Raw genomic sequence first — 13,006 nt, forward strand, 5'->3', positions numbered from 1 at the left:
AGCTGCGACATGTTAACAATAGGTGTACTAGGACTTCAAGGAGCAGTAAGAGAGCATATCCATGCAATTGAAGCATGCGGTGCAGCTGGACTTGTTATTAAACGCCCAGAGCAGCTAAACGAAATCGATGGTTTAATTTTGCCGGGAGGAGAAAGCACGACAATGCGCCGTTTAATTGATACGTATCAATTCATGGAGCCATTGCGTGAGTTTGCTGCTCAGGGAAAACCGATGTTTGGGACATGTGCCGGTTTAATTATTTTAGCAAAGGAAATTGCCGGTTCAGACAACGCTCATTTAGGTTTGCTGAATGTAGTTGTTGAACGGAATTCGTTTGGCCGGCAGGTTGACAGCTTTGAAGCTGATTTAACAATTAAAGGGCTGGACGAACCTTTCACTGGTGTATTCATCCGTGCGCCGCATATCTTGGAAGTCGGTGAAAATGTTGAAGTGCTTTCTGAGCATAACGGACGCATTGTTGCTGCTAAACAGGGTAATTTCTTGGGCTGTTCGTTCCATCCGGAACTGACAGAGGATCATCGAGTGACAAAGCTGTTCGTTCAAATGGTTGAGGAATACAAGCAGAAAGCCCTTGTATAAAACAGTTGAAAGCTGTGGAAACTTATAGTACATTATAAACACAAATAAAGATCGAAAAGCGTTGATAGGAACTATTAGGAAGCCTCTCTTTCTAAGAGAGCCGATGGTTGGTGCGAATCGGTGAAAGATGCTGTCTGAATCCATCCTTGAGCGAAATGCTGAATGAAGTAGGCATTTACGGGATAACCGTTATGTGTGAAAGCGGAAAACAAGTCTAGGCTTGTTTTCAATCAGGGTGGCAACGCGAGAGCTCTCGTCCCTTTCATGGGGATGAGGGCTCTTTTTATTTTCGATAATTCAATGAATTTAATGAAAAAAGGAGTGTTTCGCATGCTTGATACGAAAATGCTGAGAGCAAATTTCCAAGAAATTAAAGCAAAGCTTGTACACAAAGGCGAAGACTTAACAGATTTTGATAAGTTCGAGGAGCTTGATGATAAAAGAAGAGAGCTTATCGGAAAAGTAGAAGAGCTAAAGGGAAAACGGAATGAAGTATCCCAGCAGGTAGCCGCTTTGAAACGCGAGAAAAAAGACGCGGATCACATCATTAAAGAAATGCGTGAAGTCGGCGAGGAAATTAAAAAACTTGATGAAGAATTAAGAACAGTGGAATCTGCGCTTGAGACCATTCTTCTTTCAATCCCGAATATTCCGCACGAATCAGTGCCAGTCGGTGAAACGGAAGATGATAACGTAGAAATTCGAAAATGGGGCGAAACACCTTCATTTGCATACGAGCCAAAACCGCATTGGGATATTGCTGATGAGCTTGGCATTCTTGATTTTGAACGTGCAGCGAAGGTAACAGGAAGCCGCTTCGTATTTTATAAAGGCTTAGGTGCCCGTTTGGAGCGTGCGCTTTATAACTTTATGCTTGACCTTCATGTGGATGAGTATAACTATACTGAGGTCATCCCGCCTTATATGGTAAACCGCGCAAGCATGACGGGAACAGGACAGCTTCCAAAGTTCGAAGAGGATGCGTTTAAGATCAGAGAAGAGGATTACTTCTTGATTCCGACTGCTGAAGTGCCGATCACAAATATGCACCGGGATGAAATTCTGTCAGGCGACAGCCTGCCGATTAATTATGCGGCATTCAGTGCCTGCTTCCGCTCAGAAGCTGGTTCAGCAGGGCGCGATACACGCGGGTTAATCCGTCAGCACCAGTTTAATAAAGTGGAGCTTGTGAAGTTTGTAAAGCCGGAAGATTCTTATGATGAGTTAGAAAAACTAACAAACCAGGCTGAGCGTGTGCTCCAGCTGTTGGAACTTCCATACCGTGTAATGAGCATGTGTACGGGTGATTTAGGATTTACGGCTGCGAAAAAATACGATATAGAAGTTTGGATTCCGAGCCAAGACACATATCGTGAAATTTCTTCTTGCAGCAACTTCGAAGCGTTCCAAGCCAGACGTGCGAACATTCGTTTCAGACGTGAAGCGAAGGGCAAACCAGAGCATGTACACACATTGAACGGCTCAGGTTTGGCAGTCGGAAGAACAGTTGCCGCTATTTTAGAAAATTATCAGCAGGAAGACGGAAGCGTCATTATACCAAAAGTGCTTCGTCCTTATATGGGAAATAGAGAAGTCATCAAAGCGTAAAGCTGAAAAGGTGTGCCTGATAAGGCACGCCTTTTCGCTATTTGAATTAAACACTTTCATAAAAACAAAAAAAGTTTTTAAAAATGCTTGACCATCATAAAACATTCATGATATAGTAAGTCTTGTCGATACGGAGGAATACCCAAGTCCGGCTGAAGGGATCGGTCTTGAAAACCGACAGGGGTGTCAAAGCCCGCGGGGGTTCGAATCCCTCTTCCTCCGCCATATTGATTTTAATTCTAATGAAACTCAAGCATATATTGGAGATTGTTTTGTCCGTTGCATCGTTTGCAACGGATTTTTTAATATCATAAAAAAGTGAATCTCAGGTCATGAGATTCACTTTTTTTTCGTTTCATGAATGACAGTTGCGATTTGATCAACAATGTTCTCGATAGAACTTTCATCATTCTTCAAGTCATAATCCTCAATACGGATTTTCAGGACAGGACAAGCGTTAAAACCGCTGATCCAGTTTTCGTAACGCGTGTGCATTTCTTCCCAATAAGACCGGTCTGTTTGAAGCTCCATTTCACGTCCGCGTTCTTCAATCCGGGCTAATATGTTGTCCAGATCACCTTCTAAATAAATCAGCACATCAGGATGCGGGAAATACGGTGTCATGACCATTGCTTCAAACAGGCTTGTATAGGTTTTATAATCAATCTTTGACATCGTCCCTTTGTCAGCGTGCATTTTTGCAAAAATCCCAGTATCCTCATAAATAGAACGATCCTGTACAAACCCTCCGCCGGCTTCAAAAATATTTTTCTGTTCTTTGAATCGTTCAGCTAAGAAGTAGATTTGCAGATGGAAGCTCCAGCGTTCAAAATCATGATAGAATTTTTCTAAGTATGGGTTATGATCGACTTCCTCTAGAGAGGTTTTAAAGCCAAGCCGTTTAGCCAATGCTCTTGTTAAAGTAGATTTTCCGACACCTACTGTTCCTGCTACTGTAATGATTGAATTCTCAGGGATATGATGTTCCTTCATTTTATTAGCTCCTTTACATGGGCGGCTATACGTTCAAAATCGCTCTTATTCAAAACGAAATCCTCTGAATCGCCATCTATTGTTAACACCGTAAGATCTGGGTCTGCTTCCTGCAGCTGCTTGATGGCGATGTCATAATCTGCGATCAGCTGCTCCAAATAGCTTGTTTCAATTTTTTTCTCAAAGGGACGCCCGCGTTTTTCAATGCGGTGTAACAATGTGGGCAGACTTGCCTTTATGTAAATGATGAAATTTGGCTTTGGAAGATCATCGGTAAGAAGATGAAAAATCTTTCTATATTTGTTGAGCTGCTGTTCAGACAGCGTTCGTTCCGCAAAAATCACATTTTTATAAATGTGGTAATCAGCTATTACAGGCTGTCCTTCATTTAAAAAGTGATGGCTGGTATCCTCAAGCTGTTTGTACCTGTGACAAAGAAAAAACATCTCAAGCTGGAAGCTCCATTCCTCAATGTTGTCATAAAACTTATCAAGGTATGGATTATCCTCAACAATCTCACTGATCATAGGGAATCCAAGCTCTTGTGAAAGCATCGTCGCGAGCGTTGTTTTTCCTGCCCCGATAGGACCTTCAACTGCGATAAAAGGGGCTGTATTCATTGGAATCCTCCTTATTTCTAAAAAACGTCCGTCAATTGCTGACCTTCATATTGTATCACAACCCTTGGATTCCCCTATGAAAAAAAGACGTTTCCAAATTAACGGAACGTCTTTTTGACAACTTGAAATTGATCAGAAAGCAGCAGCCAGTTTTGAGGAAAGGAAAGCCCCAGCTTCCAGTAGCTGATCCCTCTTAAATTAAGCTCTTTAATCAGATTGAATTTGGCCTGAATCGAACGGGCGTCTTCAAACCATACCTCGTGCCTTTTGTTTTCTGCATCAGTATAGCGGAAGAAGGGGGCTTGAGCGGTTTGGTCATACTGGATGTCGGCATTGTTTTGATCGGCTATGACAATGGCTTGCTGAGGGCTTATTGCTCTTGCCGGAGTTCCGCCAGCTGTAAATGGCAGCGTCCAATCATACCCATATAAATTCTGCCCCATGACAATTTTATTCGCAGGCATTTCTGTCAAAGCATATTCGATGACATCCCGAACAGGACCAATTGGAGAAACAGCTTGAGGAGGTCCGCCGCTGTAGCCCCATTCATAAGTCATGAGAACAACGAAGTCGACAATTTGGCCATGTGCTCTGTAATCATGTGCTTCGTACCATCTGCCCTGCTGTGTTGCGCTTGTTTTAGGGGCAAGCGCCGTAGAAATTTCTAAGCCTTCTTGATGAAAAAGATCCCTTGCCTCGCGGAGAAATTGATTATATGCCTCTCTATCCTGGGGCCGTAAGTATTCAAAGTCAAAATGAATAGCACGGAAGCCATATCTTCTGGCGTTCTCGACTATTTCATTCAAAAGTCTTCTTTTCACAGTATCGTCGTTCAAAAGGATCCGGCCGAGCTCATCGCTGAATGCCTGGTTTTCTAGGTTCGTTATAATCATCATCAGTGTCGTGCCTTGATTCTCTGCAATGCTTCTTAAATTCGTTAAAGGCGGTGCGACTAAGGTTCCATCACGCTGTGCCTGGAAACTGAATGCCCCAAGGTACGTTAAGTAGGGCGATGCTTCTCTGGCCGCCTGCTGGAGATTTTCGCTGACTTGATTTCCGCGTGGCTCCAAATAAGCGCTTGATTCAATGTCTCTTTTTGGAACTGGAGGAATGTATAAACGGAAACCAATCTGCAGTACGGTATTTAACTGGATGCGGTTCACCCTGGCAAGCTCAGCTGCTGTTGTATTAAATTGCTGTGCGATGGATGTCAGGGTATCACCTTGTTGAACATCATAAAACTGGCCAGCTATTGGAATGACAATGGTTTGTCCGACAACAAGGCTGTCGGGATTCGGTATTTCATTCGTTTCTGTGATTTCATTTACAGTTGTTCTGTATTGTGAAGCGATAGCAGAAAGAGTGTCGCCTTGTTTCACCACATAAATTTGAATGAAAAACGCCTCCTTTCATATCGCTACAATGTATGAAAGGAAAGCGCTAATCATGTTTGTTTTTCTGTAATTTGTTCTTCCGTTGTAATTTCTGCGAAAAGAACATTTTCCATCATGGTTAGAGCGAATTCATTGTCCTGATCGCTGTTAGAAGCAATGCAGTCCTTAGGTATTGTAATGCTGTATTCTCTCATGTAAGCATCATTAGCGGTAAACAGCACGCATATATTTCCCGCTATCCCTGTTAAGACAATGCGTTTCACCTGTAATTCAGTCAGGAGGGTATGGAGGGCTGTTTCATAAAAAGCGGAGTGTTTCGGCTTGATTAAAAAATAGTCGGCATCCTCGGGCGATATCTTTTTGATAATGGCCTTGCTTTTCTCGTTTTCACATTCTTGCTGGATATTTTGGATATCCGCTTGCCAAAGCCCGTAATGATCATTAATGTATATAATCGGCCAGTCATTTTGTCTTGCGTGCTTTTTTAATGATAAAATGTGAGGAACGATTTTTTCTGTTTTGTTGGCAAGACTTTCTCCCATATCAAATTCAAAATTATTGATCATGTCTACAATGAGAAGAGCTGTGTCTGCTTTAGACATCGACAGTCTCCTTTCTGTTTAAGTTATAGTTAATATGTAGCCTTTTTAGGTAAGGAAAAAACTTTGAAAAGAGAGCTAATCTGATGAATCAAGATGAACTTTATATGAAAGAAGCAATAAAAGAAGCGAAAAAAGCTGAAGCGAAAGGCGAGGTGCCGATCGGAGCCGTGCTTGTTGTGAATGATAAAATTTTGGCACGCGCGCACAATTTAAGAGAAACAGAGCAGCGGTCTATCGCTCATGCGGAAATGCTTGTGATTGATGAAGCGTGCAAGTCACTTGGAACATGGAGACTGGAAGGCGCAACACTTTACGTTACCCTTGAGCCTTGTCCGATGTGTGCCGGAGCCGTCGTGCTTTCACGCGTGGAGAAAGTGGTATTTGGCGCATTTGATCCAAAAGGAGGCTGTTCAGGCACGTTAATGAACCTTCTTCAGGAAGAACGCTTTAATCATCAGGCTGAAGTGGTGAGCGGTGTGCTAGAGGAAGAATGCGGAGGAATGCTCAGTGCGTTTTTCAGAGATCTGAGAAAAAAGAAGAAAGCTTCTAGGAAAAACTTGTCTGAGTAGTAAGGTTGCAATTTTTAGGGGGAAACGATATACTTATGTGTGCATCGTCATAGATGCGACATAAAATTTGATATTTATTTTGCCGTGCTAAGCGGGGAGGTAGCGGTGCCCTGTACCCGCAATCCGCTCTAGCGGGGCCGAATCCCTTCTCGAGGTTCGTTTACTTTAAGGTCTGCCTTAAGTAAGTGGTGTTGACGTTTGGGTCCTGCGCAATGGGAATTCATGAACCATGTCAGGTCCGGAAGGAAGCAGCATTAAGTGAAACCTCTCATGTGCCGCAGGGTTGCCTGGGCCGAGCTAACTGCTTAAGTAACGCTTAGGGTAGCGAATCGACAGAAGGTGCACGGTAAATCAATCATCAAATTTTCAAACTCACCTAATATTAGGTGAGTTTTTTGTTATGTAAAAGAGCTTTTGGAATCGATACACGGTTCATGTATAATGGGAATGATGAATAACGGAGGAGGGCGCACCCGTGAGTTACCAAGCTTTATATCGAGTATTCAGGCCTCAGCGCTTTGAAGATGTGGTCGGACAAGAGCACATTACAAAAACGCTTCAAAATGCCCTTTTGCAAAAGAAATTTTCTCATGCTTATCTGTTTTCCGGGCCAAGGGGTACGGGAAAAACCAGTGCGGCCAAAATATTTGCCAAAGTTGTCAACTGTGAACACGCTCCTGTTGATGAGCCATGTAACGAATGTGCAGCCTGTAAAGGGATAACAAACGGGTCCATATCCGATGTCATAGAAATTGACGCCGCTTCTAACAACGGTGTTGATGAAATTCGTGACATCCGCGACAAAGTGAAGTTTGCCCCATCGGCTGTCACATATAAGGTATATATCATAGATGAGGTGCATATGCTTTCTATCGGCGCCTTCAATGCGTTATTAAAAACATTAGAAGAGCCGCCTGAGCATTGTATTTTCATTTTAGCAACAACAGAACCGCACAAAATTCCTTTAACCATTATCTCCAGATGTCAGCGTTTTGACTTCAAGCGAATTACATCCCAAGCGATTGTCGGACGTATGAACAAAATAGTTGAAGCTGAAGAGCTGCAGGTTGAAGAAGGGGCGCTCGACATTATTGCGAGTGCTGCAGATGGCGGTATGAGGGATGCTTTGAGCCTTCTTGATCAGGCAGTCTCATTCAGCGGCGACGAGCTAAAAGTTGATGATGCACTTCTGATTACCGGAGCAGTTTCTCAATTATATATAGGTAAGCTTGCGCAATCTCTGCATGAAAAACATGTTTCTGAAGCTTTGGAAACATTGAATGAGCTGCTTCAGCAAGGGAAAGACCCGGCGAAGCTGATAGAGGATATGATTTTCTATTTCAGGGACATGCTGCTGTTCAAAACAGCTCCTGGCTTAGAGGGTGTACTGGAAAAAGTAAAAGTCGATGAAACGTTCCGTGAATTGAGTGAACAAATTCCGACCCAGGCGATATATGAAATGATTGATATCCTGAACAAGAGCCACCAGGAAATGAAATGGACGAACCATCCCCGTATCTTCTTTGAAGTGGCTGTGGTGAAGATTTGCCAAACGTCTCATCAACCAGCTGCTGCAGACCTGCCTGAAGTTGATATGCTGATGAAAAAGATCCAGCAGCTTGAGCAAGAAGTAGAACGGCTCAAAACAACCGGCGTAAAAGCAGCGGCGGAAAGTCCGAAAAAAGAGACGCCGCGTGCGCCAAAAGGCGGGAAATCCAATTACAAAGCGCCGGTAGGCAGAATTCATGAAATTTTGAAGGAAGCAACGAGAACGGACCTTGATCAGCTCAGAAGCAGCTGGGGCAAGCTTCTGGCTCACCTGAAACAGCAAAACAAAGTATCGCATGCTGCACTGCTGAATGACAGTGAACCTGTGGCTGCAGCTTCTTCGGCATTTGTACTGAAATTCAAATATGAAATACATTGTAAAATGGTCGCCGAGGATAACAACGGTGTCCGGACTAATCTTGAACAGATTTTAGAATCTATGCTCGGAAAAAGAATGGATTTGATTGGCGTTCCAGAAGCACAATGGGGTAAAATAAGAGAAGAATTTTTAGTAGATCATCAGCAGGAAAATGAAGGATCAAATGAGCCGGCTGAAGAAGACCCGCTTATTGCAGAAGCGAAAAAGCTTGTCGGAGCGGATTTAATTGAAATAAAAGACTAACAAAATGAAAGAGAGTGGATAATATGCGTGGCGGAATGGGAAATATGCAAAAAATGATGAAACAAATGCAAAAGATGCAAAAGGATATGGCCAAGGCTCAAGAAGAGCTTGCAGAACAGGTAGTTGAAGGAACTGCAGGCGGCGGTATGGTAACAGTTAAAGCAAACGGCCAAAAAGAAATTCTGGATGTCATCATTAAAGAAGATGTAGTTGACCCGGAAGATATCGAAATGCTCCAGGATTTAGTGCTTGCTGCAACGAATGAAGCCTTGAAAAAAGTTGACGAGATCACAAACGAAACAATGGGTCAATTTACAAAAGGAATGAACATGCCAGGTTTGTTCTAGGAGGATAAAAGAAAATGCAATATCCTGAACCAATATCAAAGCTGATCGACAGCTTTATGAAATTGCCAGGGATCGGGCCGAAAACAGCGGTCCGTCTGGCTTTTTTTGTTCTAGGTATGAAAGAAGATGTGGTATTAGATTTTGCGAAAGCGTTGGTAAATGCGAAACGCAATCTGACATATTGCTCAGTTTGCGGGCATATTACAGATCAAGACCCTTGTTATATATGTGAAGATTCACGAAGGGATAAGTCCATTATCTGTGTTGTGCAAGACCCTAAGGATGTTATTGCTATGGAGAAAATGAAAGAATACAACGGCCAGTATCATGTTCTCCACGGCGCCATTTCTCCAATGGACGGCATCGGACCAGAGGATATAAAAATACCAGAATTGTTAAAACGATTACAGGATGATCAAGTGACAGAAGTGATTCTCGCAACAAACCCTAATATAGAAGGGGAAGCAACAGCGATGTATATATCAAGGCTCTTGAAGCCATCTGGTATTAAGCTCTCCCGTATTGCCCACGGACTGCCCGTCGGCGGTGACTTGGAATATGCTGATGAGGTCACTCTTTCTAAGGCACTTGAAGGAAGACGTGAATTGTAAGGGAGGAAAAAGCGATCCATGGGTTTTCTTCGCAAGAAAACATTGAGAAGAGAGTTTGATGAAAAACTAATCGAGCAGCTTTTTAAGCAAAAGGAAGAGTGGAACAGGCAAAAGAAGCTGGTTGAAAAAAGCCTTGAACCATCAGCTGAGGTTTTATGCGAGCTGAAGGTAGCTGAAGCAAAGTATTTTTTTTACTTGAGGGAAGCGAAACAGCGCAATTTGAAAATCAGCAGGTGGAAGTAAGTGGTCTAAACTCCTGGATCTTCTCATAAGCTTGTACTAGAACAAGTGAAGGGGATGAGAAGATTCATGGAGCCTATTTTTATTATAGGGATTATTTTAGGACTGGTTATTCTTCTGTTTTTATCAGGTTCGCCTGCGAAGCCTTTAAAGTGGATTGGTATAACTGCTGTTAAATGTGTAGCGGGTGCTTTGTTGCTGGTATGTGTGAACATGTTCGGAGGCAGCCTCGGCATTCATGTGCCGATTAACATTGTCACAACAGCCATAAGCGGAATCTTGGGCATACCGGGAATAGCAGCATTAGTAGTAATTAAGCATTTTATTATTTAATTCATGTTATATGTTGACTTTAAGACGTAAGGGTGTTATTCTAATATACGTCGCTGATGACGGATAAGCTTTTTAAAGAAAATACAAAAAAGTTGTTGACGGAAACGGCGTAAAATGTTATGATTATAAAGTCGCTTAAAGAGCGGCAACAAAGTTCTTTGAAAACTAAACAAGACAAAACGTACCTGTTAATTCAAGTTTTATTATAAAATCGCACAGCGATGTGCGTAGTCAGTCAAACTAAGGCCTGCACGATGCAGGTCACGCAGATGTTGTCACAGGATGTGATGAATTTAATCTGCGATCCATTTATCGGAGAGTTTGATCCTGGCTCAGGACGAACGCTGGCGGCGTGCCTAATACATGCAAGTCGAGCGGACAGATGGGAGCTTGCTCCCTGATGTTAGCGGCGGACGGGTGAGTAACACGTGGGTAACCTGCCTGTAAGACTGGGATAACTCCGGGAAACCGGGGCTAATACCGGATGCTTGTTTGAACCGCATGGTTCAAACATAAAAGGTGGCTTCGGCTACCACTTACAGATGGACCCGCGGCGCATTAGCTAGTTGGTGAGGTAATGGCTCACCAAGGCAACGATGCGTAGCCGACCTGAGAGGGTGATCGGCCACACTGGGACTGAGACACGGCCCAGACTCCTACGGGAGGCAGCAGTAGGGAATCTTCCGCAATGGACGAAAGTCTGACGGAGCAACGCCGCGTGAGTGATGAAGGTTTTCGGATCGTAAAGCTCTGTTGTTAGGGAAGAACAAGTACCGTTCGAATAGGGCGGTACCTTGACGGTACCTAACCAGAAAGCCACGGCTAACTACGTGCCAGCAGCCGCGGTAATACGTAGGTGGCAAGCGTTGTCCGGAATTATTGGGCGTAAAGGGCTCGCAGGCGGTTCCTTAAGTCTGATGTGAAAGCCCCCGGCTCAACCGGGGAGGGTCATTGGAAACTGGGGAACTTGAGTGCAGAAGAGGAGAGTGGAATTCCACGTGTAGCGGTGAAATGCGTAGAGATGTGGAGGAACACCAGTGGCGAAGGCGACTCTCTGGTCTGTAACTGACGCTGAGGAGCGAAAGCGTGGGGAGCGAACAGGATTAGATACCCTGGTAGTCCACGCCGTAAACGATGAGTGCTAAGTGTTAGGGGGTTTCCGCCCCTTAGTGCTGCAGCTAACGCATTAAGCACTCCGCCTGGGGAGTACGGTCGCAAGACTGAAACTCAAAGGAATTGACGGGGGCCCGCACAAGCGGTGGAGCATGTGGTTTAATTCGAAGCAACGCGAAGAACCTTACCAGGTCTTGACATCCTCTGACAATCCTAGAGATAGGACGTCCCCTTCGGGGGCAGAGTGACAGGTGGTGCATGGTTGTCGTCAGCTCGTGTCGTGAGATGTTGGGTTAAGTCCCGCAACGAGCGCAACCCTTGATCTTAGTTGCCAGCATTCAGTTGGGCACTCTAAGGTGACTGCCGGTGACAAACCGGAGGAAGGTGGGGATGACGTCAAATCATCATGCCCCTTATGACCTGGGCTACACACGTGCTACAATGGACAGAACAAAGGGCAGCGAAACCGCGAGGTTAAGCCAATCCCACAAATCTGTTCTCAGTTCGGATCGCAGTCTGCAACTCGACTGCGTGAAGCTGGAATCGCTAGTAATCGCGGATCAGCATGCCGCGGTGAATACGTTCCCGGGCCTTGTACACACCGCCCGTCACACCACGAGAGTTTGTAACACCCGAAGTCGGTGAGGTAACCTTTATGGAGCCAGCCGCCGAAGGTGGGACAGATGATTGGGGTGAAGTCGTAACAAGGTAGCCGTATCGGAAGGTGCGGCTGGATCACCTCCTTTCTAAGGATATTTACGGAATATAAGACCTTGGGTCTTATAAACAGAACGTTCCCTGTCTTGTTTAGTTTTGAAGGAACTTTGTTCCTTGAATAAGTTAAGATGGGCCTGTAGCTCAGCTGGTTAGAGCGCACGCCTGATAAGCGTGAGGTCGGTGGTTCGAGTCCACTCAGGCCCACCATCTTATACAAATGGGGCCTTAGCTCAGCTGGGAGAGCGCCTGCTTTGCACGCAGGAGGTCAGCGGTTCGATCCCGCTAGGCTCCACCAACGTGTTCTTTGAAAACTAGATAACAGTAGACATCACATTCAATTAGTAACACAAGATATCACATAGTGATTCTTTTTAACGGTTAAGTTAGAAAGGGCGCACGGTGGATGCCTTGGCACTAGGAGCCGATGAAGGACGGGACGAACACCGATATGCTTCGGGGAGCTGTAAGCAAGCTTTGATCCGGAGATTTCCGAATGGGGAAACCCACCACTCGTAATGGAGTGGTATCCATATCTGAATTCATAGGATATGAGAAGGCAGACCCGGGGAACTGAAACATCTAAGTACCCGGAGGAAGAGAAAGCAAATGCGATTCCCTGAGTAGCGGCGAGCGAAACGGGATTAGCCCAAACCAAGAGGCTTGCCTCTTGGGGTTGTAGGACACTCTGTACGGAGTTACAAAGGAACGAGGTAGATGAAGAGGTCTGGAAAGGCCCGCCATAGGAGGTAACAGCCCTGTAGTCAAAACTTCGTTCTCTCCAGAGTGGATCCTGAGTACGGCGGAACACGTGAAATTCCGTCGGAATCCGGGAGGACCATCTCCCAAGGCTAAATACTCCCTAGTGACCGATAGTGAACCAGTACCGTGAGGGAAAGGTGAAAAGCACCCCGGAAGGGGAGTGAAAGAGATCCTGAAACCGTGTGCCTACAAGTAGTCAGAGCCCGTTAACGGGTGATGGCGTGCCTTTTGTAGAATGAACCGGCGAGTTACGATCCCGTGCAAGGTTAAGCAGAAGATGCGGAGCCGCAGCGAAAGCGAGTCTGAATAGGGCGCATGAGTACGTGGTCG

Annotated in this window: 12 protein-coding genes, 3 tRNA genes, 2 rRNA genes, 1 other RNA gene and 1 other annotated feature (1 of these 19 cut by a window edge); of the genes, 14 read left to right on the top strand and 4 right to left on the bottom strand. The window is 44.8% G+C overall.

Annotated elements, in window-relative coordinates:
• Positions 1-9: 9 nt before the first annotated feature.
• The 3 genes from pdxT to P3L57_RS00095 all read left to right on the top strand — a co-directional run bounded on the left by pdxT (position 10) and on the right by P3L57_RS00095 (position 2,433).
• Positions 10-600, top strand: a complete 591-nt coding sequence (gene pdxT / locus P3L57_RS00085; protein WP_059334692.1) for a pyridoxal 5'-phosphate synthase glutaminase subunit PdxT — start codon at positions 10-12, stop codon at positions 598-600.
• 52 nt (positions 601-652) lie between these two features.
• Positions 653-864: a binding site (T-box leader), on the top strand.
• A 66-nt stretch (positions 865-930) separates the two neighbouring features.
• Positions 931-2,208: a serine--tRNA ligase gene (gene serS, locus P3L57_RS00090; protein ID WP_059293409.1), complete on the top strand. Its 1,278-nt coding sequence runs from the start codon at positions 931-933 to the stop codon at positions 2,206-2,208.
• A gap of 132 nt (positions 2,209-2,340) precedes the next feature.
• Positions 2,341-2,433, top strand: a tRNA-Ser gene (locus P3L57_RS00095).
• 114 nt (positions 2,434-2,547) lie between these two features.
• On the opposite strand, the gene dck is transcribed toward P3L57_RS00095, so the two are convergent.
• From dck to P3L57_RS00115, 4 genes are all read right to left on the bottom strand, one after another.
• On the bottom strand, positions 2,548-3,201 hold the full coding sequence (dck, locus tag P3L57_RS00100) for a deoxyadenosine/deoxycytidine kinase (protein ID WP_044153630.1): 654 nt from the start codon (positions 3,199-3,201) through the stop codon (positions 2,548-2,550).
• On the bottom strand, positions 3,198-3,821 hold the full coding sequence (dgk, locus tag P3L57_RS00105; protein WP_044153628.1) for a deoxyguanosine kinase: 624 nt from the start codon (positions 3,819-3,821) through the stop codon (positions 3,198-3,200). Before dgk ends, dck begins: the two co-directional genes overlap by 4 nt.
• Before the next feature lie 98 nt (positions 3,822-3,919).
• Positions 3,920-5,203: a LysM peptidoglycan-binding domain-containing protein gene (locus tag P3L57_RS00110; protein WP_069487711.1), complete on the bottom strand. Its 1,284-nt coding sequence runs from the start codon at positions 5,201-5,203 to the stop codon at positions 3,920-3,922.
• Between the two features lie 62 nt (positions 5,204-5,265).
• A complete protein-coding gene (locus P3L57_RS00115; RefSeq protein ID WP_069487710.1) occupies positions 5,266-5,817 on the bottom strand; it encodes a cysteine hydrolase family protein in 552 nt (183 codons plus the stop codon).
• 83 nt (positions 5,818-5,900) lie between these two features.
• Between P3L57_RS00115 and tadA the strand changes: the two genes are divergently transcribed.
• The 11 genes from tadA to P3L57_RS00170 all read left to right on the top strand — a co-directional run.
• Positions 5,901-6,386 carry a tRNA adenosine(34) deaminase TadA gene (tadA, locus tag P3L57_RS00120; protein WP_044153623.1) on the top strand — a complete coding sequence of 162 codons (486 nt, stop codon included), beginning with the start codon at positions 5,901-5,903 and terminating at the stop codon, positions 6,384-6,386.
• An 82-nt stretch (positions 6,387-6,468) separates the two neighbouring features.
• An RNA gene (ffs, locus tag P3L57_RS00125) (signal recognition particle sRNA large type) lies at positions 6,469-6,733 on the top strand.
• Between the two features lie 128 nt (positions 6,734-6,861).
• Positions 6,862-8,556, top strand: a complete 1,695-nt coding sequence (dnaX, locus tag P3L57_RS00130; protein WP_277617472.1) for a DNA polymerase III subunit gamma/tau — start codon at positions 6,862-6,864, stop codon at positions 8,554-8,556.
• Positions 8,557-8,579: 23 nt separating this feature from the next.
• Positions 8,580-8,903 carry a YbaB/EbfC family nucleoid-associated protein gene (locus P3L57_RS00135; protein ID WP_014112282.1) on the top strand — a complete coding sequence of 108 codons (324 nt, stop codon included), beginning with the start codon at positions 8,580-8,582 and terminating at the stop codon, positions 8,901-8,903.
• A 14-nt stretch (positions 8,904-8,917) separates the two neighbouring features.
• Positions 8,918-9,514 carry a recombination protein RecR gene (gene recR / locus P3L57_RS00140; protein WP_024123598.1) on the top strand — a complete coding sequence of 199 codons (597 nt, stop codon included), beginning with the start codon at positions 8,918-8,920 and terminating at the stop codon, positions 9,512-9,514.
• An 18-nt stretch (positions 9,515-9,532) separates the two neighbouring features.
• Positions 9,533-9,757: a YaaL family protein gene (locus tag P3L57_RS00145; RefSeq protein WP_024123599.1), complete on the top strand. Its 225-nt coding sequence runs from the start codon at positions 9,533-9,535 to the stop codon at positions 9,755-9,757.
• Positions 9,758-9,823: 66 nt separating this feature from the next.
• The gene (gene bofA / locus P3L57_RS00150) at positions 9,824-10,087 is read left to right on the top strand and encodes a sigma-K factor-processing regulator BofA (protein WP_044153617.1); all 264 of its coding nucleotides are present in this window, start codon (positions 9,824-9,826) and stop codon (positions 10,085-10,087) included.
• Positions 10,088-10,396: 309 nt separating this feature from the next.
• Positions 10,397-11,946: ribosomal RNA gene (locus P3L57_RS00155) — 16S ribosomal RNA — on the top strand.
• Positions 11,947-12,047: 101 nt separating this feature from the next.
• A tRNA-Ile gene (locus P3L57_RS00160) sits at positions 12,048-12,124 on the top strand.
• A 12-nt stretch (positions 12,125-12,136) separates the two neighbouring features.
• A tRNA-Ala gene (locus P3L57_RS00165) sits at positions 12,137-12,212 on the top strand.
• 81 nt (positions 12,213-12,293) lie between these two features.
• Positions 12,294-13,006, top strand: a 23S ribosomal RNA gene (locus tag P3L57_RS00170) (it continues 2,215 nt past the right edge of the window).
• Together the 16S and 23S rRNA genes with 2 tRNA genes alongside form the textbook arrangement of a ribosomal RNA operon.

Origin of the sequence: Bacillus sp. B28 (assembly GCF_029536185.1) — a bacterium.
In the GTDB taxonomy this organism is placed as follows: Bacteria; Bacillota; Bacilli; order Bacillales; family Bacillaceae; genus Bacillus; species Bacillus halotolerans.